At 72.7% G+C, this 22,172-nt stretch carries 25 protein-coding genes; 12 read left to right on the top strand and 13 right to left on the bottom strand.

Annotated elements, in window-relative coordinates:
- Positions 1-30: 30 nt before the first annotated feature.
- The gene (locus NMK34_RS28110) at positions 31-828 is read left to right on the top strand and encodes an alpha/beta hydrolase (protein ID WP_318335856.1); all 798 of its coding nucleotides are present in this window, start codon (positions 31-33) and stop codon (positions 826-828) included.
- Positions 829-945: 117 nt separating this feature from the next.
- On the opposite strand, the gene NMK34_RS28115 is transcribed toward NMK34_RS28110, so the two are convergent.
- From NMK34_RS28115 to NMK34_RS28130, 4 genes are all read right to left on the bottom strand, one after another.
- On the bottom strand, positions 946-1,905 hold the full coding sequence (locus tag NMK34_RS28115; RefSeq protein WP_318335857.1) for an asparaginase: 960 nt from the start codon (positions 1,903-1,905) through the stop codon (positions 946-948).
- A 94-nt stretch (positions 1,906-1,999) separates the two neighbouring features.
- Positions 2,000-2,842 carry a 3-keto-5-aminohexanoate cleavage protein gene (locus tag NMK34_RS28120; protein ID WP_318335858.1) on the bottom strand — a complete coding sequence of 281 codons (843 nt, stop codon included), beginning with the start codon at positions 2,840-2,842 and terminating at the stop codon, positions 2,000-2,002.
- Positions 2,843-2,954: 112 nt separating this feature from the next.
- A complete protein-coding gene (locus NMK34_RS28125) occupies positions 2,955-4,064 on the bottom strand; it encodes a folate-binding protein (protein ID WP_318335859.1) in 1,110 nt (369 codons plus the stop codon).
- Positions 4,061-4,468 carry a Fur family transcriptional regulator gene (locus NMK34_RS28130; protein ID WP_318336444.1) on the bottom strand — a complete coding sequence of 136 codons (408 nt, stop codon included), beginning with the start codon at positions 4,466-4,468 and terminating at the stop codon, positions 4,061-4,063. The genes NMK34_RS28125 and NMK34_RS28130 overlap by 4 nt, the downstream gene beginning before the upstream one ends.
- Before the next feature lie 92 nt (positions 4,469-4,560).
- On the opposite strand from NMK34_RS28130, the gene NMK34_RS28135 reads away from it, so the two are divergent.
- The gene (locus NMK34_RS28135) at positions 4,561-5,424 is read left to right on the top strand and encodes an aminotransferase class IV (protein ID WP_318335860.1); all 864 of its coding nucleotides are present in this window, start codon (positions 4,561-4,563) and stop codon (positions 5,422-5,424) included.
- An 82-nt stretch (positions 5,425-5,506) separates the two neighbouring features.
- Here the strand turns inward: NMK34_RS28135 and NMK34_RS28140 are convergent, their stop codons facing one another.
- A complete protein-coding gene (locus tag NMK34_RS28140; protein ID WP_026268511.1) occupies positions 5,507-6,097 on the bottom strand; it encodes an FABP family protein in 591 nt (196 codons plus the stop codon).
- A gap of 55 nt (positions 6,098-6,152) precedes the next feature.
- Positions 6,153-6,257 (bottom strand): small membrane protein MtfM, encoded by a 105-nt coding sequence (mtfM, locus tag NMK34_RS28145; RefSeq protein ID WP_013475110.1) that lies wholly within the window; start codon positions 6,255-6,257, stop codon positions 6,153-6,155.
- A gap of 23 nt (positions 6,258-6,280) precedes the next feature.
- Between mtfM and NMK34_RS28150 the strand changes: the two genes are divergently transcribed.
- From NMK34_RS28150 to NMK34_RS28160, 3 genes are all read left to right on the top strand, one after another.
- The gene (locus tag NMK34_RS28150; RefSeq protein ID WP_013288814.1) at positions 6,281-6,643 is read left to right on the top strand and encodes a DsrE family protein; all 363 of its coding nucleotides are present in this window, start codon (positions 6,281-6,283) and stop codon (positions 6,641-6,643) included.
- A 73-nt stretch (positions 6,644-6,716) separates the two neighbouring features.
- A complete protein-coding gene (locus NMK34_RS28155; protein ID WP_013475109.1) occupies positions 6,717-7,106 on the top strand; it encodes an SCP2 sterol-binding domain-containing protein in 390 nt (129 codons plus the stop codon).
- On the top strand, positions 7,103-9,181 hold the full coding sequence (locus NMK34_RS28160; protein WP_318335861.1) for a glycogen debranching N-terminal domain-containing protein: 2,079 nt from the start codon (positions 7,103-7,105) through the stop codon (positions 9,179-9,181). Before NMK34_RS28155 ends, NMK34_RS28160 begins: the two co-directional genes overlap by 4 nt.
- A gap of 2 nt (positions 9,182-9,183) precedes the next feature.
- Here NMK34_RS28160 and NMK34_RS28165 read toward each other — a convergent pair whose 3' ends face one another.
- The 7 genes from NMK34_RS28165 to NMK34_RS28195 form a co-directional block, all read right to left on the bottom strand.
- Positions 9,184-10,035 carry a hypothetical protein gene (locus NMK34_RS28165; RefSeq protein WP_318335862.1) on the bottom strand — a complete coding sequence of 284 codons (852 nt, stop codon included), beginning with the start codon at positions 10,033-10,035 and terminating at the stop codon, positions 9,184-9,186.
- Between the two features lie 54 nt (positions 10,036-10,089).
- The gene (locus NMK34_RS28170) at positions 10,090-10,350 is read right to left on the bottom strand and encodes a hypothetical protein (protein ID WP_318335863.1); all 261 of its coding nucleotides are present in this window, start codon (positions 10,348-10,350) and stop codon (positions 10,090-10,092) included.
- Positions 10,351-11,277: 927 nt separating this feature from the next.
- Positions 11,278-11,625, bottom strand: coding sequence for a DUF1416 domain-containing protein (locus NMK34_RS28175; RefSeq protein ID WP_318335864.1), 348 nt, complete (start codon positions 11,623-11,625; stop codon positions 11,278-11,280).
- Positions 11,625-12,473: a sulfurtransferase gene (locus tag NMK34_RS28180; RefSeq protein ID WP_318335865.1), complete on the bottom strand. Its 849-nt coding sequence runs from the start codon at positions 12,471-12,473 to the stop codon at positions 11,625-11,627. The genes NMK34_RS28175 and NMK34_RS28180 overlap by 1 nt, the downstream gene beginning before the upstream one ends.
- A gap of 205 nt (positions 12,474-12,678) precedes the next feature.
- Positions 12,679-12,756, bottom strand: coding sequence for an Ms5788A family Cys-rich leader peptide (locus NMK34_RS28185; RefSeq protein ID WP_310503780.1), 78 nt, complete (start codon positions 12,754-12,756; stop codon positions 12,679-12,681).
- A gap of 95 nt (positions 12,757-12,851) precedes the next feature.
- Positions 12,852-13,634, bottom strand: a complete 783-nt coding sequence (locus NMK34_RS28190) for a DUF2993 domain-containing protein (RefSeq protein ID WP_318335866.1) — start codon at positions 13,632-13,634, stop codon at positions 12,852-12,854.
- 79 nt (positions 13,635-13,713) lie between these two features.
- On the bottom strand, positions 13,714-14,763 hold the full coding sequence (locus NMK34_RS28195; RefSeq protein WP_318335867.1) for a hypothetical protein: 1,050 nt from the start codon (positions 14,761-14,763) through the stop codon (positions 13,714-13,716).
- A gap of 245 nt (positions 14,764-15,008) precedes the next feature.
- Here NMK34_RS28195 and NMK34_RS28200 point away from each other — a divergent pair, with 245 nt between their 5' ends.
- The 7 genes from NMK34_RS28200 to pstB all read left to right on the top strand — a co-directional run bounded on the left by NMK34_RS28200 (position 15,009) and on the right by pstB (position 22,116).
- Positions 15,009-15,728 carry a winged-helix domain-containing protein gene (locus tag NMK34_RS28200; protein ID WP_176739763.1) on the top strand — a complete coding sequence of 240 codons (720 nt, stop codon included), beginning with the start codon at positions 15,009-15,011 and terminating at the stop codon, positions 15,726-15,728.
- A 151-nt stretch (positions 15,729-15,879) separates the two neighbouring features.
- On the top strand, positions 15,880-16,734 hold the full coding sequence (locus NMK34_RS28205) for a polysaccharide deacetylase family protein (protein WP_318336445.1): 855 nt from the start codon (positions 15,880-15,882) through the stop codon (positions 16,732-16,734).
- 67 nt (positions 16,735-16,801) lie between these two features.
- Positions 16,802-17,770: a mycothiol synthase gene (gene mshD, locus NMK34_RS28210; RefSeq protein ID WP_318335868.1), complete on the top strand. Its 969-nt coding sequence runs from the start codon at positions 16,802-16,804 to the stop codon at positions 17,768-17,770.
- Positions 17,771-18,003: 233 nt separating this feature from the next.
- Complete coding sequence (gene pstS / locus NMK34_RS28215; protein WP_318335869.1) at positions 18,004-19,107, top strand: phosphate ABC transporter substrate-binding protein PstS; 1,104 nt, start codon at positions 18,004-18,006, stop codon at positions 19,105-19,107.
- A gap of 41 nt (positions 19,108-19,148) precedes the next feature.
- On the top strand, positions 19,149-20,234 hold the full coding sequence (gene pstC / locus NMK34_RS28220; RefSeq protein ID WP_318335870.1) for a phosphate ABC transporter permease subunit PstC: 1,086 nt from the start codon (positions 19,149-19,151) through the stop codon (positions 20,232-20,234).
- Positions 20,231-21,319: a phosphate ABC transporter permease PstA gene (pstA, locus tag NMK34_RS28225; protein WP_318335871.1), complete on the top strand. Its 1,089-nt coding sequence runs from the start codon at positions 20,231-20,233 to the stop codon at positions 21,317-21,319. The genes pstC and pstA overlap by 4 nt, the downstream gene beginning before the upstream one ends.
- A 20-nt stretch (positions 21,320-21,339) precedes the next feature.
- The gene (gene pstB, locus NMK34_RS28230; RefSeq protein ID WP_120572908.1) at positions 21,340-22,116 is read left to right on the top strand and encodes a phosphate ABC transporter ATP-binding protein PstB; all 777 of its coding nucleotides are present in this window, start codon (positions 21,340-21,342) and stop codon (positions 22,114-22,116) included.
- The last annotated feature ends 56 nt before the right edge of the window (positions 22,117-22,172 follow it).

A 22,172-nucleotide genomic window follows, 5' to 3' on the forward strand; every position in this document is an offset into this window, starting at 1 on the left:
GGCCATGTCCGGTCCGTACCGTTCTCCCCCGTGACCAAGATCGATATCAACGGTGCCCAGCTCGCGTACGACGAGAGCGGCACCGGCACCGCCGTGGTGCTGCTGCACGCCGGCATCGCCGACCGGCGGATGTGGCGCGGGCAGATCCCGGCGCTCGCGCAGCGGCACCGGGTGATCGCGCTGGACCTGCGCGGCTACGGCGAGTCGGAGCTGCCGCCCACGCCGTTCGCCCACCACGACGACGTGGTCGGACTGCTCGACGCGCTGGGCGTCGAGCGGGCTGCGCTCGTCGGCTGCTCGTTCGGCGGCCGGGTCGCGGTGGACACCGCGCTCGCCCACCCGGAGCGGGTCTCGGCGCTGGCACTCTTCGGCGCCCCGGTCTCCGGCAACGAGTGGTCCGAGGAGACCGAGCAGCTCTGGGAGGAACTGGTCGGCGACGTGGACCCGGCGGACTTCGCCGCCACAGCCGCCGGTGAGGTGCGGTTCTGGGTGGTCGGCCCGACCCGCCGCCCCGAGGACGTCGACCCGGAGCTGATCCGGTTCGCCGAGGAGATGGACCGCCGGGCGCTCGCCGCCGAGCAGGCGCTGAGCGCGATCGAGGTGGGCGAACTGGACCCGCCGGCCATCGACCGGCTCGGCGAGCTGCGCGTACCGGTGCTTGTGGGCACCGGCGCCGACGACCTGGCCGACATCCGGCGCCTGGCCGACCGCATCGCCGACGAGGCCCCCCAGGGCGTACGCATGCCGGACGTCCCCGGCGCGGCCCACCTGCTCCCCTTGGAGCGCCCCACCGAGACGAACGCCGCCCTCCTGCCCTTCCTCCCCTGACCCCCTCCCCCCCGTCGCCGCGTTGATCTTGCACTTGCGGCCCCCGGTGCGCCTGGAATGCGCGTTTCGGCTGGGCGGTAAGTGCAAGATCGCGGGGGGTGGCGGGCGGGGGCGGGGTTACCAGAGGGGTCGGACGGCTCCTACCGGGAGGCCGCCGCCCAGCAGGGGTGACTCGGCGTACTCGGTGAGGATGGGGGCGCGCACGTCCAGGCCGGCCAGGGCGGACACCAGGACGGGTGTGCGGGCCCTCGCGGCGCCGTCGTCGATCTTCAGGGCCACGGCGCCGACCTCCGGGATCGCCGCCGCGATCACACCCTCCGCGCCGATCTTGGCGAGCAGACCGGGTACGCCGCGCATCAGCCGCGTGTCCTCCGCCTGGGTGCCGCCGACAAGCTCCGGGTACGCCCGCATCGCGTCCGCCACCGTCCGCTCGACGGTGCCCGGCTCGGCCTCGACCAGCCGCAGGAACGCCCGCGCCAGCCCGGTCAGCGAGACGGCGAGCACCGGCGCGCCGCAGCCGTCCACCCCGACCGCCGCCGCCCGCTCGCCGGTGAACTCCTCGATCGTGGCGGTCAGGCACTGCTGGAGCGGGTGCTCGGGCCGCCAGTAGCCGTCCAGCGGCCAGCCCGCGGCCAGGCAGGTGCGCACCATGCCGGCGTGCTTGCCGGAGCAGTTCATCAGCACCCGGGCCGGGCCGCCGCCGGCGCGCAGCACCGCCTCCCGGGCGGCCTCGCCGAACGGCAGGTCCGGCGGGCAGTGCAACGCGTCCTCGGTCAGGCCGGCGTCGCGCAGCAGCGCTGTCACCCGCTCGACGTGGAACTCCTCGCCGGCGTGGCTGGCCGCGACGAGCGCGATGTCGGCCGGGTCGGTGAGCGGCAGGCCGGCCCGGAGCATGCCGATCGCCTGCATCGGCTTGCTCGACGAGCGGGGGAAGATCGGCGAGGTGACGTCACCGGCCCCGGCGACCGGCTCACCGGCGGCGTCGAGCACCACCACGGAACCCCGGTGGACGCCCTCCACGAAGCCGGACCGGACCACCTCGGCGAGCGGCACGCCGCCCTCGTACGTTTTTCCCACGGTATGGACGGTACCGAGGGGACGGACCCGGTCGGCGGCGGGGTGACCTGCGACGTCGACCGGGGCGGTACGGGGTCGGAGCGGGGTGCGCCGCTTACCGGACGGTAGCCGGGACGCCGAGCAGCGTACGGGCCTCGGCGGTGGTCAGCGGGGGCCGCTGAGCGAGCTGGGCGAAGCCCACCGCCCGCGCGACGAGCTGCATGTTGGACTCCACCGGGCGGCCCTTGGCGTACGTGACCGTGTCCTCCATGCCGACCCGCAGGTGACCACCGGTCGACAGCGAGGCCAGCATCACCGGGATGGTGCTGCGCCCGATGCCGGTGGCCGCGAACGTGGTGCCCTCGGGCAGGTCGCGCAGCATCTGCTGGGCCGCGACAAGGGTGGCCGTGGTGCCGGGCATGCCACCCGGTACGCCCATCACGAAGTCGACGTGCACGTGCCCGCCGTGGGGCAGGCCGTACTTGCCGAGCAGCCGCTGCAGGGCGGTGAGGTGGCCCAGGTCGAAGATCTCGTACTCGGGGACGACGCCCCGCTCCTGCATCCGGGTGTGCAGGTCGACGATGAACTCCCACCGGTTGAGGAACACGTCGTCGCCGAAGTTGACGGTGCCCATGGTGCAGGAGGCCATGTCCGGCGCGGCGTCGAGCACCGCCAGCCGGGCCGACTCCGGGTCGGTCACCGCGCCGCCGGAGGAGAGCTGCACGATCAGGTCGGTGCTCTCCCGCAGCGCCGCCACCGTGTCGCGCAGCCGCCCCTGGTCGAGCGTGGGCCGCGCGTCGTCGTCACGGATGTGGACGTGGATCACGGCGGCGCCGAGCGCCTCGCACTCCTTGGCGGTCACCAGCAGCTCGTCGAGCGTCACCGGCAGCGCCGGTACCTCCGCCTTCGCCGACTCCGCGCCGGTGGGGGCAACCGTGATCAACGTCCCTGTCGTCATGCCCCGGATCCTAGACCGGTGCCCGACGCCGGGTCGACCGGAGGATTTCCGGTGCGGGCGGCGTTAAGAAGGGACCCTTCCTCTACCGGAGGCGTTAATAGGGGGCCCTTCCTTACACATCGATGGCGGCGGCGCTCTCGCCGACGAGCAGGCGGGCGTCGTCGGGCGTGTTGCGCTTCAGCACGGCGAGCGCCACCTGACCCAGCTCGTAGTGCTGCACGGCGGTGCCCACGAAGCCGACCGTCCGGCCGTCGAGCGTCACCGGCGTGCCGGCCACCGGCGGCTGGTCGCTCGCCACGCCGTCCAGGTGCAGCAGGACGAGCCGGCGGGGCGGCTTGCCGAGGTTGTGCACCCGGGCGACCGTCTCCTGCCCCCGGTAGCAGCCCTTGTCCAGGTGCACGGCCGGGGCGATCAGGTCCACCTCGGCCGGAATCGTCCGGTGGTCGGTGTCCACCCCGGCCCGGGCCCGCTTGGCGGCCACCCGGATCGCCTCGTACGCCCACAGCCCGGCCACCGGCACCCCGGCGCCGCGCAGTTCCGCCACCACCCCGTCCATGGCGGCCCGGGGCACGAGCAGGTCGACGCCGAGCGCCACCCGCCGGGCCCAGCCGCCGACCGGCAGCGGCTTGACGTCGTACACCGCTGACGGCCGCGCGGGCAGCACGCCGGAACGGAACTTCGGACCCGGCACCGCTGCTACGTCGGGAGCGGCCAGCCCGGTGACGCCGAGGGTGTCGAGCGCGCCGGGCGCCTCCGGCCCGACGAGCGACAGCAGTGCGTGGTCGGCGGTGGCGTCGCGCGGGTCGACCCTGCTGAAGAACCGCATCTTCTCCAGGTACGACAGCAGGCCCTCGGTCATCCCCGGCTCGGTGTCGAGCCAGGTGGTCTCGCCGTCGTCGGCGACCATCGCGTGCTGCTCGACGTGCCCGTGCGGGGAGAGCACCAGCAACTCGGTGCCCTGCCAGGGGGCCAGCGCGGCCAGGTGCTGGCTGGTGAGCGTGTGCAGCCAGCTGATCCGCTCCTCGCCGGGGACCGCGACCACGCCCCGGTGCGAGCGGTCGACCAGGCCCACGCCGGTGGCCAGGAGCCGCTGCTCGCGCATCGGGTCGCCGTAGTGGGCGGCCACCGGGCCGACCCCGGCCGCCCGGTGGGCCGGTTCCGGCTGGTCCCGGGTCTGGTCGTCGATGGCGTCGGTGGTCACCGCGCCCGCGATGTCGATCATGCGCGTTCCCCGTCCTGTGCGCAGCGGCCGCAGACCCCGAAGAGCGCGACGTGCCCGATGTCGACCTGGAATCCGCGCTGCTCGGCCAGTTGGTCGGCGAGCGGGCGGAGCATCTCGGGGGCGATCTCGTCGATCGCCCCGCACTCCCGGCACACCAGGTGCACGTGCTGGTGCTCACCCGCCGCGTGGTAGGTCGGCGAACCGTGCGACAGGTGCGTGTGCGTCACCAGGCCGAGCCGTTCCAGCAGCTCCAGCGTGCGGTAGATGGTGGTGATGTTGACTCCGGCCGCGACCTCGCGGACCGCTGTGTGCACCTGCTCCGGGGTGGCGTGCCCCAGATCCAGGACGGCCTGGAGCACCAGCTGCCGCTGCGCCGTCAGCCGCAGCCCGCGCGAGCGGAGCATTTCCGCGAGGGAGGATTCGGACACCCTTCGATCATAGTTCGGCCGCCGCGCCGGCCGGTCCGCCGCCGGGGGTACGCCACTACGCTGCGCCAGTGGGTACGACACGGGTGGCGGTGCTCGGCCGGGGGCTCGTACCGGCGGGTGAGCCGGTGCTGCGCGGCGACGACCGGGGTGTCCTGCACGGCGACGGCCTGTTCGAGACGCTGCACCTGCGCGACGGCCGCCCCTGGCTGCTGGAGCCGCACCTGGCCCGGCTGCGGGCCGGCGCGGCGGCGATCGACCTGCCGCTGCCCCCTGACGCCGCGCTCGTCGAGCTGCTGGACAGCGTGCGCGCCGGCTGGCCCGCGCAGACCGAGGGCGCGTTGCGGCTGGTCTGCACGCGGGGACCGGAGGGCGGTGGGCCGCCCACGGTGTACGCCACGCTGGGCGGGGTGCCGGAGTCCGCCCGGGCGGCCCGGCGGGACGGGGTGACGGTGGCCACTCTGCCGCTCGGGGTGGCCGCCCGGTCCCGCCCGGAGCTGGGGTGGCTGCCGAGCGGTGTGAAGTCCACCTCGTACGCGCTCAGCACCGCCGCCCGGCGCTGGGCGCAGCGGACCGGCGTGGGCGACGTGCTCTGGGTCTCGACCGACGGCTACGTGCTAGAGGGGCCCACAGCCAACGTGGTGTGGCTGCGCGGCGGCCGTCTCCTCACGGTGCCGGCGGCACCGACCGGCATCCTGCCCGGCGTGACCGCGAACCACCTGCTGGAACGCGCAGGTGAGCTGGGCCTGACCGCAGCCGAGCACCTGCCCACCGTCGCCGACCTGCACGAGGCCGAGGCCATCTGGCTGACCAGTTCGCTGCGCGGCCCGGTGGAGGTCACGGCCCTGGACGGAACCCCTCGCCCGGGTTCCCCCCTGACCCCGCACCTGCAAGCTCTCCTGAACTTTCCCCGGCCCCCACTCGGTCGATCATGAAGTTGGCGGCGTTCGTTGTCCGATTCGTCGCCGCCAACCTCATGATCGACGCGATCATGCGCAGGGGCAGGGCAGGGCAGGGTCAGCCGGCTACCCGAGTGAGGCGGGCGGAGAGGTGCGGGCTCAGGGGCTGGCCCACCGCGGCCATCTCCTGCGCGTACAGCAGGGCGCCCTCGACGATGCCGAACAGCCGGGCCCCGGCGGTGACCTCCTTCGCCGTGGCGGTACGCACGACCGCGTCGGTGGCGAACTCGATCTGGGTGCCCTTGCGCTTGCCGATGTGCAGCTCCATCACGCCGGTCGGCGTGGTCATCAGCGCCTCCAGCTCGTCCGTCACCCGCTCACCGTCGAGCACCGGACGCCACCAGCCCACCTCACGGCCGGCGGGACGGACCGGGCGGCTCTGCTCGTCCAGGATCCACGCCCGGGACTCGTAGAACAGGAACGGCCGGCCGTCGTGGCTGATCCGGATCTCCTGCGCGTAGTCGAAGTCCTCGATCGTCGGGAACCCACCCCGGCCCCGGCCGCGCCAGACCCCGATGTACGGCAGCAGGCCGTCCAGGCTCGGGTGCAGCTTCGGGCCGACGCGCAGGTCGTGGCTCTCCTCGTACGGGTACTCCTCGACCGGCGGCGCGTTCAGCCACGGCGGCTGAAGCGGATTCTCACTATTCACAGCGCCACCTTCGTTCGCGACTGCGGGGCTCGCAAAACCGGCTCACTCCTCGCGCTCACCATCTACCTCTAGCGATTCGCACTGCGACATAGACCAGGCCACCCGCGAGCGCGCCCAGGCCGGCGACCAGCAGGCTGACGAACCCGATCTCGGTAACCATCCGGGCCATCCTATGCTGGCGTCATGGCGCGCACTCTCGTCGTCAAGGCCACCGCCGGCGCGGACTCCCCGGAACGCTGCGCCCAGGCGTTCACAGTCGCCTCCACCGCAGCCGCGGCCGGGGTGGACGTGTCGCTCTGGCTCACCGGCGAGTCCACCTGGTTCGCACTCCCCGGGCGGGCGGAGACGTTCGAGCTGCCGCACTCCGCGCCGCTCGGCGAACTGCTGCACGTGGTCCTGACCACGGGCCGGGTGACCGCCTGCACCCAGTGCGCGGCCCGGCGGGACATCGGCCCGGGCGACGTCATCCCCGGCGTACGCATCGCGGGCGCCGCGGTGTTCGTCGAGGAGGCGATGACCGAGGGCGCGCAGGCGCTCGTCTACTGAGCGACCCGCCCGGGTCGTCCACTCTGACCGGTGAGCCGATCCTGACCCGACATGTCCGGATTACGCCTACCATGTGAACGTGAGTGAGGCGATCCAACAGTTCTTCGCGTCGCTACCGGCGCGCGCCGCGGCGGTGCTGAACAGCCCGATCGGCGGCACGCTTCAGATCGACCTGGCCGACGGCAACCGGACCGAGCACTGGTACGTGACGCTGGCCCCCGGATCGGCCCAGGTGAGCCGGGAGGAGCAACGGCAGGCGGACGGCGTGCTGACCCTCTCCACCGAACTGTTCGAGAAGCTGGTCACCGGCCGCGAGGCCGGCATGGCCGCGGTGCTGCGCAACGAGGCCACGTTCAGCGGGCACGTCGTGCTGTTCCTGGCGTTCCGCCGGTTCCTGCCGACCCGGCCCGACGTACGGGATCCGCGGGACGCCGCCCGCGACCACGTCCGGCGGCTGGCGTGAAGGAGCGGGTCAGCATCCTCGACGGCAACACGTTCCTGGTCAGCGACGATCGCGGCAACATCCAGCCGTCGTACGACTTCCCCACCGGGCTGTTCTCCTTCGACACCCGGTTCCTCTCCACCTGGATCCTCACCCTCGACGGGGAACCCCTGCACGCGCTCTCCATCGACGACTCACTGTCGTACAAGACGCGGTTCTTCCTGGTCCCCGGCGAGCCGACGCACTACCTGGACGCGAAGGTCTCGGTGATCCGCAGCCGCGCGATCGGCGGCAGCATGGACGAGGAACTGACAGTGCTCAACCACTCCGAGCAGGAGATGGAGTTCCGGCTCCGGCTGGAGATCGGCTCCGACTTCGCCGACCTCTTCGAGATCAAGCACAAGCGGGACAAGAAGGGCACCACCACGCCCAGCGTGGAGACGAACGCGCTGCGGCTGACCTACCGCCGGCAGGCGTTCCACCGCGAGACGATGGTGACCAGCAGCGCGCCGGCCGAGGTCGACGAGAGCGGGATGACGTTCCGGATCCGGGTCGGCCCGCACGGCGAGTGGACCACCCGGCTGCACATCGACACAGTCATCTACGGCGCCCGGGGCGAGGACATCCGGGCCATCCTGCCGCTGGGCGGCCAGCGGACGGCGGCCGACATCGAGGCGGAACAGAGCGCTCTGATCAGCCGGGCGCCGAAGCTCGGCTGCGACTGCGAGCCGCTGGCCGGGGCGTACCGGCGCAGCCTCAACGACCTGGCCGCGCTCCGATACGAGTCGATCACGCTCGGCGTCCGGTTGCTCGCCGCCGGCCTGCCCTGGTTCATGACGCTGTTCGGCCGGGACAGCATCTTCACCTCGCTGCAGGTGCTGCCGTTCCTGCCCGAGATGGTCAAGCCCACGATCGTCATGCTCGCCGGACTCCAGGGCAGCCGGGTCGACGACTTCCGGGACGAGGAGCCCGGCAAGATCCTGCACGAGCTGCGCTACGGCGAGACCGCCGGCTTCGAGGAGCAGCCGCACTCGCCGTACTACGGCGCCGCCGACACCACGGCGCTGTTCGTGATCCTGCTCGACGAGTACGAGCGGTGGACCGGCGACGCCGACCTGGTGCGCAAGCTGGAGCACGAGACGCGGGCGGCGCTGACCTGGCTGGACACGTACGGCGACCTGCTCGGCACCGGTTACGTCTGGTACATGTCGCGGAACCCGGAGACCGGCCTGCCGAACCAGTGCTGGAAGGACTCGCCGGACGCCATCTCCTACGCCGACGGGCGGATGCCCGAGTTCCCCCGGGCCACGTGCGAACTCCAGGGGTACGCGTACGACGCGAAGCTGCGCGGCGCCCGCCTGGCCCGCACGTACTGGAACGACCCGACGTACGCCGACCGGCTGGAACACGAGGCGGCGGCGCTGAAGGAACGGTTCAACCGCGACTTCTGGATCCCGGACCGCGAGTACTACGCGCTGGCGCTCGACCCGCTGGGCCGCCAGGTGGACGCGCTCACCTCCAACATCGGTCACCTGCTGTGGAGCGGCATCGTCGACGAGGCCCGCGCCCCCGCCGTCGCCGCCCATCTGCTCGGCCCACGCCTGTTCTCCGGGTGGGGTGTGCGGACGCTCGCCGACGACCAGGGCCGGTACAACCCGGTCGGCTACCACGTCGGCACGGTGTGGCCGTTCGACAACTCGATCATCGCCTGGGGCCTGTGGCGGTACGGCTTCCGCCAGCAGGCCGGCCGGATCTGCGACGCTCTGCTCAGCGCGTCGCACTACTTCGACGGGCGGCTGCCCGAGGTGTTCGCCGGCTACGAGCGCGGCCTCACCGACTACCCGGTGGAGTACCCCACCGCGTGCAGCCCGCAGGCGTGGTCCGCCGGCACGCCGCTGCTGCTGCTCCGGGTGATCCTGGGACTGGAACCGCAGGGCGATCACCTGATCATCGACCCGGCCGTGCCGCCCGGGATGGGCCGGGTGGAACTGCTCGACATTCCGGGCCGCTGGGGCCGGGTGGACGCGCTGGGCCGCAGCCGGGAGCCGCACGAGGAACAGCCGTCGCCACCGGCGCTCACCCTGCCCGGCGGCTGACGTCAGGCCCGGCAGGGCGTGGTGACCGCCACCCGGACCCGCTCACCGGCCCGCAGCGCCAGCACCGCCGGGTCGCCCGGGCGTGCGTACGCGTCGGCCGAGTCCACCACCGGCGCGGCGCCGCCGCCGAACGCGGCGGCCAGCGGTCGGTCGGCCGGCACCGCGGCCTCGGACCGGGCCGTGCGGACGGTCCCGCCACCCGGGCAGGGCGCGGCCAGCACCTGGACCGGCCCGGTCGCGCCGCCCCAGCGGCCCAGCGCCGACGCCAGCACGGCCGACTCGGCGGCGGCGTCGGCGGACGGAGCCCGGTAGCCGGAGCCCGCCGGGCGGCAGCCGGTGTCGGCGGTGAGCAGCACCCGGCCCGGGCCACCGGCCCGGCCCTCGACCGTCACGAACTCGCCCGCGTCGGCGCGCAGCAGCGGCTCGCCGTCGAGCGTCGACACGCCGGCCCGCCAGCCCGGCGGCAGCCGGTCGGCGATGCCGCGCAGCACCTCGCGTACGTCGTCGCCGCCGATCGCCACCTCGACGCCGCGCTCCAGCGTCGCGCCGTCGTCCATCGGCGTGATCCGGCAGCCGCGCTCGAGCCGGTCCGGCAGGAGCGCCGGTACGCCCGCAGTGCCGGCCGCGGCGGCCAGCTCACCGATCGCCCGGTCCACCACCGGGCCGGCCTGGTCCAGCGAGCGCTGTTCCTTGACAGTCGGCGCGTCGGTGCGTACCGACCACCAGGTCAGTCCGGCGAGCAGCACGGCCCACGCCACGGTGGCGACCGCCAGCCAGCGCAGCCGGCGTCGGCCGCCGGGGCCGGGCCGGCCGGGCGGGGTGGGCGGGGCGTAACCCGTCTCGACGGCAGTCACCCGGCAATGGTGTCACGGACGGGCGAGCCGCCCGGCCGCGCCTCGGCACCTCGCTCAGGCCGGCACCGACCGGCGGGACAGCAGCCACAGCAGGTAGAAGGGACGCTGCCGCAGCTCGCCGCGACGGTCGGCGTACTGGTCGGCGGCGAGCACGGCGGAGAAGAAGCCACCCGCGCCCAGCATGCCGAGCACCGGCGCCAGATGGGTGCCCTCGACCGCCACCAGGGTCGCCGCGACAGTCGCCACCGCCGCGCCGGCGGCCTGTACGGCCGAGCGCCGGGACACCCGGGCGACCTCGGCCCGGGCCGCCCGCACCCCCCTCCTGGATCTCCGCGTCGAGCTTCGCGAGCTGCACCAGCGCCCGATCCGGATCGGTGTCGACCTCCAGCATCCGGCCCCGCAGGTACGCCTGGGTCGCGGCGAGCGCGTCGCCCTCCTGGGTCAGGATGGCGCAGTAGTCCCGCAGCGAGGTGCCCTCGATCATCGGCAGGTCGAGCTGGAGCAGCGGGGTCACCAGCCGCGCCTTCACCGGATCCCCGCTCGGCACGTCGACGACCCGGTGCCCTTTGACGATCAGGTCGAGCGTGCGGTCCGGGTTGTCGCCCAGCTCGATCCGGCCCATGGTGTCGAACGGCGAGGAGGTGGACTGGGCGTCCGGCGCGCGCGACTCCAGGTGGCTGCGGCGGAAGGTCTGCGGGAAGTAGACGAGCTGACCCAGCTCCAGCAGCGGCGCGCAGTCCCGCAGGTACGCGCCGAGGCGGTCCAGGTCGTCACATTCGGCGTAGAGCTCGTCGATCCGGATGTCCTCGTACCGGCAGCGCGGCTCGCAGTGATCCGGATCCTTGCCGCACCTCTTGCAGATCTCCCGGTGGGCCAGATAGCAGCGCTCGCCGCCCGGCTGGGAGAGGACCAGCTTGGCCGTGACGAGCGTGGCCCGTTTGGTCAGGAACGACAGGTCGGTGTCGAGGCTGGCCACCGAGACGTCGAACGGGCGCGACCGGCCGGACCCGTCGGCGCGCTGGAGTTCGCGGGCGATCTCCTCGCCCCGGTTGCCGTCGATGAAATCGATCAGATAGCGGCGGGCGTGGGCAGCGGCATCGTCGTCGGGCACCTGATCCCCCTCCGGCGCGTCCGGGGCGCACCGCCCTCCAGCCTGCCAGCCACTGTCGAGGCGCACAGTCGCCGGAACGGCTCGTGGCCCGCCACCCGGGTGGGGTGGCGGGCCACGATCTCCAGCGTGGGTCAGGCGGCGACCGAGACGGTCACCTCGTTGATCCCGCGGGCCGCTGCCACGGCGGTGTCGCCGTTGCCGTGGCGGGACAGCGCCCGCAGCGTCCACGAACCCGGCGCGGCGAAGAACCGGAACTGCCCGGCCGCCGACGTCACCACCTCGGCGGTGAACTCGCCTGTCGAGTCGAGCAGGCGCACGTACGCGCCCGGCACGACCTCACCGGACTCGGCCAGCACACGGCCGGTGATGACGGTCTCCTTCTCCAGGTCCAGGCTCGCCGGGAGGGGGGCGGACTGGTCCGGTGCGGCGCAGCCGGCGGCAGCCGTCGAGGCGGCGGAGGCGGCGGAGGCGGCGGTCATCAGGCCTCCCCCGGCTCGTCGCCGAGCGCCACCGGCACGCCGACGAGCGAGCCGTACTCGGTCCAGGAACCGTCGTAGTTCTTCACGTTGCGGTGCCCGAGCAGCTCCTGGAGCACGAACCAGCTGTGCGAGGAGCGCTCGCCGATCCGGCAGTACGCGATCGTCTCCTTGCCGTCGTCCAGCCCGGCGTCGGCGTAGATCTTGCGCAGCTCGTCGTCGGACTTGAACGTGCCGTCCTCGTTCGCCGCCTTGGACCAGGGGACGCTGATCGCGGTCGGGATGTGGCCGGCCCGCTGCGCCTGCTCCTGCGGCAGGTGGGCGGGGGCGAGCAGGCGGCCCGCGTACTCGTCGGGGCTGCGCACGTCGACCAGGTTCTTGGTGCCGATCGCGTCGACCACCTCGTCGCGGAACGCGCGGATCGAGGTGTCCGGCTCCTGCGCGACGTACTGCGTCTTCGGCCGCTCCACCACGTCGGTGACGAGCGGACGGGCGTCCAGCTCCCACTTCTTGCGGCCGCCGTCGAGCAGCTTGACGTCGCCGTGGCCGTAGAGCTTGAAGTACCAGTACGCGTACGCGGCGAACCAGTTGTTGTTGCCGCCGTACAGGATCACGGTGTCGTCGTTGGCGATGCCCCGGTCGGACAGCAGTGCCTCGAACTGGCTCTTGTTGACGAAGTCCCGGCGGACCTGGTCCTGCAGGTCGGTACGCCAGTCGAGCTTGACGGCGCCGGCGATGTGCCCGGTGTCGTAGGCCGAGGTGTCCTCGTCGACCTCGACGAAGACGACGCCCGGGGCGCCGAGGTTCTTCTCGGCCCACTCGGCCGAGACGAGTGCGGTGTCGCGACTCATCAGATCACTCCCTGGTGAGGATGGTTTGGTGAGCCTGCGCGTGGATATCGATGTCGATGGTTGTCGCACCACACGCGGACCCTGAGCTAGGAACGGATCACGGGTACGTGCGACGGCGCCGCTGCCGGGCGTTGAGGAGGGGGAACCGGGGAAGGTTCGTGGACCCTGGTGGCCGCCGTTCAGGCGGCCGGAGACAGCCCCGCCGTCAGATGACGGGGCGACACAGGCAGGTGGCCACGCGGCACAGGTCGACCGCGCGCCGTTTGGTGAGGTGGGTCCCCATGGGCAGGGAGATTACCAGCCGAGGCGACAGGTGCCACCAGGCCGACCAGCATCCGGGACGGCCGGACCGCTCCCCGGACCGGCCGCGTGCGGCTTTCAGCCCGCGGAGTTGATGGGCACGTTCGCCGCGTCCGCCGTGACCACCAGGCCCTCCGGCTTCGGCTCCACCTTGCGCAGGTTGAGCTGGAACGGCAGCTCCGGCAGCGGCACGTCGATCGAGATGCCCTGCGCGTACCGGGTCAGCGCGGCACGCGCCAGCGGCACGTTCGGCAGGCCGTCCGCGGTGAGGTCGTTGAAGCGCAGCGCCACCTTGTTGCCGGCCACCGTGACGTCGGCGGTGCCGTTGACGGTGAGCTTGATGCCGAGGACGTCCACCGGGGCGGTGACGGCGAGCTTGCCGTTGCGCTCGCCCAGCGTCAGCCCGGGACGGTCCAGCAGCTTGGCCAGGCTCTCGTAGGTGACGGTGCCCCGCCCGTCCACGCTCTCGGCCACCACGTCGCCCCGGCCGGAGCGCAGCGTGTCCAGCGAAGCGGTCACGTTGCGCGCGTCCACGTCCAGCTTCGGCACCTCGACCGCGTCGCCCTGCACGTCACCGTGTACGTCGGTGAGCTGGATCGAGATGCGCTCGTACCGGCCGTCGAGCACCTGGGTGAGGAACGGGAAGCCACCCACCTCGACCTGCGGCGCGGCGGACTGCGCGTCCTGCTTGGCGATCTCCTGCCGGACCTGGTCGGCGATGGCGCGCTCGGCCACGCCGGCGGCGACCCGGTCGGCGACCACGAGCAGCCCGGCCAGCACCAGCAGCAGGACGAGGAAGCCGATCAGCACCTTCCGGCCCCGTCGCCGGGGTCGGCCCTCCGCCGGATACGCCTCTGCCACGCCGCCTCCCGTCCTCGCCGCCGTCACCGCGCCTCGCGGCGCAACCGTACTTACCCGAGGCGGATCCTCCCCAACCGCGTCACAGGAACAGCACGCACATGGCGTACGCGGCGGGCGCGGCCAGCGCGAACCCGCCCAGCGGCCCCTGCATGTGCCGGGCCACCCACATCGTCGGCGGTTCACCGGCCATCAGCCGGCCCGCCTCGGCGTACCCCACGGCGAGGTCGGCCAGGACGGCGGTGGCCGCGCTGACCACCCCGACCAGGGCGGCGCTGGTCGGGGTGAAACCGACCAGGTAGCTGCCGAGCACGGCGCTGGTGAGCGTGCCGAGCATGGCGCCGACGACCACGCCGGCCGCGCCGCGTGGCACCTGCGGGGCGAGCCGGGGCCACGGCGCGACCGCGTCGGTGAGCCGGGCGACGAGCAACGCCACCCCGGCGGCGGTGAGGCAGACCGTGATCGCCTGGGTGCCCTTGGGGATCCGGCTGAGCACCACGAGCGTGGCGAAGGAGACCACCCCGACCACGATGAGCAGGGTGCCGCCGAGCGAGTCGGTCAGCCGGACCCGGTCCACCCGCCGCACGAGCTGGCCCAGTACGGCGAGCAGGAGCCCGGCGAGCGCGGCGTAGCCGAGCGGGGCCAGGCCGGCGATGTCCGACCGCACGGCGGCGACGTCGGCGATCACCGCCGTCGCGGCGCTGACGAGCGCGACGACGAGCAGCGCGGGCGGCCGCATGGCCATCGTCCAGGCCAGCACGAACAGCAGCTGGACGCCGAAGATGATCGCGGCGAACGGCAGCCGGTGCCCCGGGCCCGAGGTCTGCGCGCCGAGCACCAGGCCGACGCCGAGCAGCGCGGCGAAGCCGGCCACGGTGAGCGCCAGCGGGCGGCGGACCGGGACCGGCGGCACCTCCTCCTCGGGCTCCTCGTCGGACTCGTCGTCGGGACGCCGGCCGGGCCCGCCCTTGCGCAGCCGGCGCGGGCCCTTGCGTTCCGGCCGGTCGCCCTCCTCGTCCGCGGGGCCGGTGCGCGGGGCGGGCGGGTAGCCACGGACGGGGGCGGACGCGCCGGTGGGCGGCTCGTCGGTCCACGGGTCACGGCCGGTGTCGCGCGAGGTGGAGGGAAACACGCCCCGATCGTGCCAGACCCGGGCGGCTCGGCGGAGGTCCCGGTTTCGGCGACGTTAAAACCTGCGCCGCGATCGAGGGCAGAAGGGGCAAACGGTAAATCGCGCGAAGGTGACGCCCGGTCCATCGGTTACGCTCAGGCCGTTACCCGCCCGTCGACGACGCCGGGACCCACGCAAGTTCACAGTGCCGCCCGTCGCCGGGCGTGTCGCTGGTCGCGCGCGGCCGGAAGGCCGCCGGGACGGAGGTGATCGTGGAGCTCCTGCTGCTCGTGACCGCGCGGGCCGGTGAGCCGTCGGCGGTGTTGCCGGCACTCGACCTGCTGCCCCACTCGGTCCGCACCGCACCCCGTGACGTCCGCACGCTGGTCTCCGGCCCGACGCCGGACGCCGTCCTGGTGGACGCCCGCTCCGAGCTGAGCGAGGCGCGGGCCACCTGCCGGATGCTGCACGCCACCGGGCTCGGCGTACCGCTCGTCGCGGTCGTCACCGAGGCGGGCCTGATCGCGCTGAACGCGGACTGGGGCGTCGACGACGTGATCCTGGCCGGCGCCGGGCCGGCCGAGGTGGAGGCGCGACTGCGGCTCGCTGTGGGCCGGCTCAGCAACGCCACCGCCGGCGCCGGCGGCTCGATCCGGGCCGGCGAGCTGAACATCGACCCGGACACGTACGCCGCCAAGCTGAAGGGCCGGCCGCTCGACCTCACGTACAAGGAGTTCGAGCTGTTGAAGTTCCTGGCCCAGCACCCGGGGCGGGTGTTCACCCGGGACCAGTTGCTGCGTGAGGTCTGGGGCTACGACTACTTCGGCGGCACCCGGACGGTGGACGTGCACGTGCGGCGGCTGCGCGCCAAGCTCGGCTCGGAGTACGAGTCGATGATCGGCACCGTCCGCCAGGTGGGCTACAAGTTCGTCGTACCGCCGTCGCGCTCGCTGCCGGAGCCGGAGCCCGCCCCGCTGCCTGTCTGACCGCCTCCGCCCCACCCCGCTAGAGGGCATTTTTCGCGTATGCCCTTTTTGCCCGATCGGTCAGCCATATCCTGGCTGCCGTAATTGTCGGGCTAAGGGGGGCGACGGTGCGCGCGGTGAACACGGGGGCGACGAACGGCCGGTGCCGCTGATGCGGGCCTCGACGCTGCGCGCCGCCGGGCTCGTGACAGTCGTACTGGCCGGCCTGCTCGGTTCGGCCTTCGTGCTGGGCCGCAGCCTGGTGCCGGACCCGCACCCGTCGGCCGCCGGAGTCGCCACCACGCTCACCGGGCCGCGCTACGGCGAGCAGCCACCCAGCACCGACTTCCCCGGCAGCACGACCAGCCCCCGGCCGAGCCCCGACGCCGCGCCGGACGCCGCTCCCGTCCCGCCCGACGGCGACGGCCCGTACGGCGCCATGCTCGCCACCGGCTCGTCCCGGGTCGCGCTGACCTTCGACGACGGCCCCGATCCCCGCTGGACCCCGCAGGTGCTCGCGCTGCTGGCCCAGTACGGCGTACGGGCGACGTTCTGCGTCGTCGGCGAGAACGTCGAGGCCCACCCGGATCTGGTGCGCTCGATCGTGGCCGAGGGCCACACGCTGTGCAACCACTCCTGGAACCACGACGTCAACCTGGGCAAGCGGTCCCCGGCGACGATCCGCGCCGACCTGCTGCGCACGAACGACGCGATCCTGGCCGCCGCGCCGGACGCGCGGATCACGTACTACCGCCAGCCCGGCGGGGCCTGGACGCCGTCCGTCATGTCGGCCTGCGCCGACCTGGACCTCACCCCGCTGCACTGGAGCGTGGACCCGTCGGACTGGAAGGCGCCGGGCGCCACCACCATCGAGGCGATGGTCCGCTCGCAGATGGGGCCCGGCGCGATAGTGCTCATGCACGACGCGGGCGGGGACCGGTCCGGCACGGTCAGCGCGTTGCAGCAACTCCTGCCCGAACTGCTGGCCCGGTTCGATCTGGAGCCGCTGCCCGTCGGCAGCCCGTGACGAGCGCCACCGATCACCGTCGTCGTCGGACGCGAACCGCGGCCCGCCGAGCGCTACCGTGACTCAGATGAGCAGCACCGAGCCGACGCGTGGGCCCGCCGACGGGATCGCCTGGGCGGACCGGCTGACGCCGGACGGGATCGACCGGCCGGACCGGCTGACGCCGGACGAGGTCGCCGAGGTGCTCGCGCTGGCCCGCGCCGCCGGTGACGCCGACGGCGCCGACCCGCTCGACGAGCACGTGCTGCTGCGGCTGCGCGACCCCGAGGCGCCCGCCGTGCACCTCACCGCCCGCACCAGCGAGGGCACCCTCACCGGGTACGCGCACCTCGACACCACCGCCCCGGCCGACGGCGTCGGCGTGGAGATGGTCGTGCACCCCGCGTACCGGCGGCGCGGCTCCGGCCGGGCACTGGCCCGTGCCGTGGTGACCGCCGCTCCCGGGCCGCTGCGCGCCTGGGCGCACGGTGACCACCCGTCGGCCGCCGCGCTGGCCGTCGACCTGGGCTTCTCCCGGGCGCGGGTGCTCTGGCAGATGCGCCGCCCGCTCACCGCCGACATGCCGGCACCTGTCGTACCGGAGGGCGTGACACTGCGCGCGTTCCGCCCCGGGGAGGACGACGAGGCCTGGCTGGCGGTGAACAACGCCGCCTTCGCCCAGCACCCCGAGCAGGGCAAGTGGACGCTCGACGACCTGCGCGTCCGCATCGCCGAGCCGTGGTTCGACAGAGCCGGGTTCCTGCTCGCCGTCGACTCCGCCACCGGGCGGCTGCTCGGCTTCCACTGGACCAAGGTGCACGAGCGGCAGGGCTCGGCCCGCATCGGCGAGGTGTACGTGCTCGGCGTCGACCCCACCGCGCACCGGGGCGGGCTGGGCCGGGTGCTCACCGCCGCCGGCCTGACCCACCTGCGCGACGAGCGCGGGCTGGACCGGGTGATGCTCTACGTGGACGAGAGCAACACCGCCGCTGTGGCGCTCTACGAGCGGCTGGGCTTCGCGCACTGGTCCGCGCACGTCAACTACCAGCTCGGCTGAGCGTTCACCGGCCCTGGAAATTCGCCACAAAGGCGATAGCAGGCTGCTAGTTCACGAAATGGACAACCCTTCCTCAGCGTACGGCCACCTCGTCGGCTGAACGTGTTCACCGCGCGTTCACTTGCGTCCGGCGAACCGTCCACCTGGCCCTCCTACCTTTCGTGTCAGCCGGTCAGCGCCGGCCCCCGGCACTCCGGGCGACCTGACCAAAGACGTGAAGGGAAACCCCTCAAGTGAAGCTCCAGCGGCACGGCGCCATCGCCTGTCTCGCTCTTACCGCGGTTCTCGGTCTCAGCGCCTGCGGCTCGGACAACAACGAGCCGGCCGGCGCCTCCACCGCCGGTTCCGCCGCCGCGGTGGACTGCGCGACGGGCACGCTGAACGCGCAGGGCTCCTCCGCCCAGAAGAACGCCATGGCCGAGTGGATCAAGGTGTACCAGCAGAAGTGCGCCGGCACCACGATCAACTACGAGCCGAGCGGCTCGGGCGCCGGCATCCAGGCCTTTATCGCCGGCACCGCCGACTTCGCCGGCTCGGACTCCCCCCTCAAGCCGGAGGAGCAGCCGCAGGCCGACGCCAAGTGCACCGGCGGCCAGGCGCTCAACCTGCCGATGGTCATCGGCCCGGTCGCCGTCGTCTACAACGTGGGCGGCGCGGACAACCTCCAGTTCAGCCCGGCCACGCTGGCGAAGATCTTCGCCGGCAAGGTGACCAAGTGGGACGACGCGGCGATCAAGGCCGACAACCCGGACGCCAAGCTGCCGTCGACCGCGATCCAGGCGGTGCACCGCTCCGACGAGTCGGGCACCACCGACAACTTCACCAAGTACCTCTCCAAGACCGCCGAGGCGGACTGGACGCTCGGTAACTCCAAGGCCTGGAAGGCCCCGGGCGGCGTCGGCGCGGCCAAGTCCGACGGTGTGGCCAGCAAGGTCAAGAGCACCGACGGCACCATCAGCTACGTCGAGTGGTCGTACGCCGAGAACTCCGACCTGAAGATGGCGAAGATCAAGAACGGCAACGGCGAGTTCGTCGAGCTGACCGGCGACTCGGCCGGCAAGACCATCGCCGGCGCCAAGTTCGAGGGTCAGGGCAACGACCTGAAGATGTCGATCGACTACAACACCAAGGAGGCCGGGGCGTACCCGATCGTCCTGGCGACCTACGAGATCGTCTGCAGCAAGGGCCTCGCCGCCGACAAGCTGCCGCTGGTCAAGGGCCTGCTCGGCCACGCCGCCAGCGCCGAGGGGCAGAAGGAGCTCGTCGAGCTCGGCTACGCGCCGCTGCCCGAGACCGTCCGCACCAAGGTCGAGGCCGCGGTCAAGAGCCTCTCCTGACGCTCTGACCGACACCTCCTCAACACGAAGCGAGCGAGCAGATGGGTGACACCCCTCACCGCTCGGCCCACGCCGGCACCGGCGGGAACCCCGTGACCACGAGTCACGAGCGACCCGCCGGTGCCTCGGCGCGTGTGGCCGAGCGCCCCGGTAACCCGGGCCGCCCCGACGGTGGCCTCGGCGGCGGCGGTGCCCTCCCCCGGGCCCGCGCCTTCGGCGCGGAACGGGCGTTCCGCGGCCTGACCCTGGCCGCCGGCACCACGGTCCTGGTGGTCATCGCGGCCATCGCGATCTTCCTGGTCGCCAAGGCCGTCCCGGCGCTGCGGGCGAACACCGAATCGTTCTGGACGTTCGAGGGCTGGTTCCCGAACGACAACCCGCCGCAGTTCGGCATCGGCGCGCTCGCCTTCGGTACGGTCCTGAGCTCGCTGCTGGCGCTGCTCATGGCGGTGCCGGTCGCGCTGGGCATCGCCCTCTACCTGTCGCACTACGCGCCCCGGCGGCTCGGCAACGCCCTGGGCTTCCTGATCGACCTACTGGCCGCCGTGCCGAGCGTCGTGTTCGGCCTCTGGGGCCGGGACTACTTCGCCCAGCCGGTCGCCGACCTGTCCGCCTGGCTGAACAGGTACTTCGGCTGGATCCCGATCTTCGGCGACGGCCCGTACGGCAACTCGATCCTGCTCGGCTCGGTGGTGCTCGCCATCATGGTGCTGCCGATCGTCACCTCGCTGTCCCGCGAGGTGTTCCGGCAGACCCCGACCGCGAACGAGGAAGCAGCGCTCGCGCTCGGCGCCACCCGCTGGGAGATGATCCGCACCGCGGTCCTCCCGTACGGGCGGCCCGGCGTCATCGCCGCGGTGATGCTCGGCCTGGGCCGGGCGCTCGGCGAGACCATCGCGCTGGCGCTCACGCTCGGCTCCACGTACGCCATCTCGTTCAACATCCTGCAGAGCGGCGGCAACTCGATCGCCGCGAACATCGCCAACCGGTTCGCCGAGGCGAACGACACCGGCCGGGGCGCGCTCATCGCCTCCGGCCTGGTGCTGTTCGCGATCACGCTGATCGTCAACATCACCGCCCGGGCGATCATCTACCGGCGGCGCGAGTTCACGGAGTCGGCCGCATGACCACTACCCTCACCCCCCGCCGCCCGCGCCCGCCGGCCCAGCCGGCCACGCTGCGGGCGAGGCGGCTTCCCGCGTACGCCGCTCCGGCCATCGCCGTCGCGGCGCTGCTGCTCGCGGCGGCAGTGGTGTACGGCACCGGCACCGGCGGCCCGGTCCTGGTCGTGGTGGTCGGCGCGCTGCTCTACCTGGCCGGTCTGTTCGTCGCGGCGAACGCGGTGGAGGGCCGCCGGTCGGCCCGCAACCGCACCTGGAGCGCGCTGATCCACTCCGCGTTCGTGCTGGCGGTGCTCCCGCTGGCCTCGGTGGTCTGGACGCTGGTGAGCAAGGGCTCCGAGCGGCTGGACGCGAACTTCTTCGGCACCTCGATGAACAACATCGGGTCGCGGGACGCCAACGGCGGCGCGTACCACGCGATCGTCGGCACGTTGCAGCAGGTGGGCATCGCCACGCTGATCACGGTGCCGCTCGGCGTGCTCTGCGCGATCTACATCGTCGAGTACGGCCGGGGCCGGTTCGCCTTCACCATCCGCTTCTTCGTCGACGTGATGACCGGCATCCCGTCGATCGTCACCGGCCTGTTCGCGCTGGCCTTCTGGGTGCTGATCGTCTCGCCGTGGTTCAACGACGGCCGGCCGGGCTTCTCCGGCTTCGCCGCCGCGCTGGCGCTGAGCGTGCTGATGCTGCCCACTGTGGTCCGCTCCACCGAGGAGATGCTCCGGCTGGTGCCGGCGCCGCTGCGCGAGGGCGCGTACGCCCTGGGCGTACCGAAGTGGAAGACCATCCTGCGGGTCGTGCTGCCGACCGCGCTGCCCGGCATCGTCACCGGCATCATGCTCGCCATCGCGCGGGCCGCCGGTGAGACCGCGCCGGTGCTGCTCGTCGCCGGCGGCGGCGCGGCGATCAACTTCAACCCGTTCGAGAACAACCAGTCGTCGCTGGCCCTCTTCGTCTACCAGCAGGCCGGTGAGGCGTCGAAGTACTCGCCGGCACGGGCGTGGACCGCGGCGCTGACCCTGGTCGCTCTCGTCCTCGTCCTCACCGTGGCGGCGAAGCTGCTGTCCCGCCGCAACCGGCTCGGCCGATGAACCCCGGAGGTACCGCCACCATGGCCAAGCGCATCGAAGCCACGAACGTGACCGCCTACTACGGCGGGTTCAAGGCGATCGAGAACATCAACCTGACCGTCGAGCCGAAGACCGTCACCGCCCTGATCGGGCCGTCCGGCTGCGGCAAGTCCACCTTCCTGCGGTCGATCAACCGGATGCACGAGGTGCTGCCCGGCGCCCGGGTCGAGGGCAGCCTCACCATCGACGACCAGGACATCTACGACCGCGACGTGGACGTCACCGCGGTCCGCCGGATGATCGGCATGGTCTTCCAGCGGCCGAACCCGTTCCCCACCATGAGCATCTTCGAGAACGTGGTGGCCGGCCTGCGGCTCAACGGCGTACGGCGCAAGTCGATCCTGGAGGAGGCCGCCGAGCGGGCGCTCCGCTCGGCGAACCTGTGGGACGAGGTGAAGGACCGCCTCGCCAAGCCGGGCGCGGGCCTGTCCGGCGGTCAGCAGCAGCGGCTCTGCATCGCCCGCACCATCGCTGTCGAGCCGCAGGTGGTGCTGATGGACGAGCCCTGCTCGGCGCTGGACCCGATCTCCACGCTGGCGATCGAGGATCTGATGTTCCAGCTCAAGGACAAGTTCACCATCATCATCGTCACGCACAACATGCAGCAGGCCGCGCGGGTGTCGGACCGGACCGCCTTCTTCTCGATCGAGAAGACCGGCGACCCGGGCCGCCTCATCGAGTACGACAACACCCAGAAGATCTTCAGCAACCCGGCCCAGAAGAAGACCGAGGACTACATCACCGGCCGCTTCGGCTGAGGTGTAAGGAGGGGCACCCTGTTAACGCCTCCGGTAGAGGAAGGGGCCCCTCTTAA

The sequence above is a fragment of the Micromonospora sp. BRA006-A genome, assembly GCF_033433935.1.
Classification (GTDB): Bacteria; Actinomycetota; Actinomycetes; order Mycobacteriales; family Micromonosporaceae; genus Micromonospora; species Micromonospora aurantiaca.

Excerpts from the sequence above, each read along its gene's own strand:
- NMK34_RS28120 (WP_318335858.1), bottom strand. The coding sequence starts at position 2,842 with ATGACGACAGGGACGTTGATCACGGTTGCCCCCACCGGCGCGGAGTCG.
- NMK34_RS28125 (WP_318335859.1), bottom strand. The coding sequence starts at position 4,064 with ATGATCGACATCGCGGGCGCGGTGACCACCGACGCCATCGACGACCAG.
- NMK34_RS28130 (WP_318336444.1), bottom strand. The coding sequence starts at position 4,468 with ATGCTCCGCTCGCGCGGGCTGCGGCTGACGGCGCAGCGGCAGCTGGTG.
- mtfM (WP_013475110.1), bottom strand. The coding sequence starts at position 6,257 with ATGGTTACCGAGATCGGGTTCGTCAGCCTGCTGGTCGCCGGCCTGGGC.
- NMK34_RS28150 (WP_013288814.1), top strand. The coding sequence starts at position 6,281 with ATGGCGCGCACTCTCGTCGTCAAGGCCACCGCCGGCGCGGACTCCCCG.
- NMK34_RS28175 (WP_318335864.1), bottom strand. The coding sequence starts at position 11,625 with ATGACCGCCGCCTCCGCCGCCTCCGCCGCCTCGACGGCTGCCGCCGGC.
- NMK34_RS28180 (WP_318335865.1), bottom strand. The coding sequence starts at position 12,473 with ATGAGTCGCGACACCGCACTCGTCTCGGCCGAGTGGGCCGAGAAGAAC.
- NMK34_RS28185 (WP_310503780.1), bottom strand. The coding sequence starts at position 12,756 with ATGGGGACCCACCTCACCAAACGGCGCGCGGTCGACCTGTGCCGCGTG.
- NMK34_RS28205 (WP_318336445.1), top strand. The coding sequence starts at position 15,880 with ATGCGGGCCTCGACGCTGCGCGCCGCCGGGCTCGTGACAGTCGTACTG.
- mshD (WP_318335868.1), top strand. The coding sequence starts at position 16,802 with ATGAGCAGCACCGAGCCGACGCGTGGGCCCGCCGACGGGATCGCCTGG.
- pstC (WP_318335870.1), top strand. The coding sequence starts at position 19,149 with ATGGGTGACACCCCTCACCGCTCGGCCCACGCCGGCACCGGCGGGAAC.
- pstA (WP_318335871.1), top strand. The coding sequence starts at position 20,231 with ATGACCACTACCCTCACCCCCCGCCGCCCGCGCCCGCCGGCCCAGCCG.
- pstB (WP_120572908.1), top strand. The coding sequence starts at position 21,340 with ATGGCCAAGCGCATCGAAGCCACGAACGTGACCGCCTACTACGGCGGG.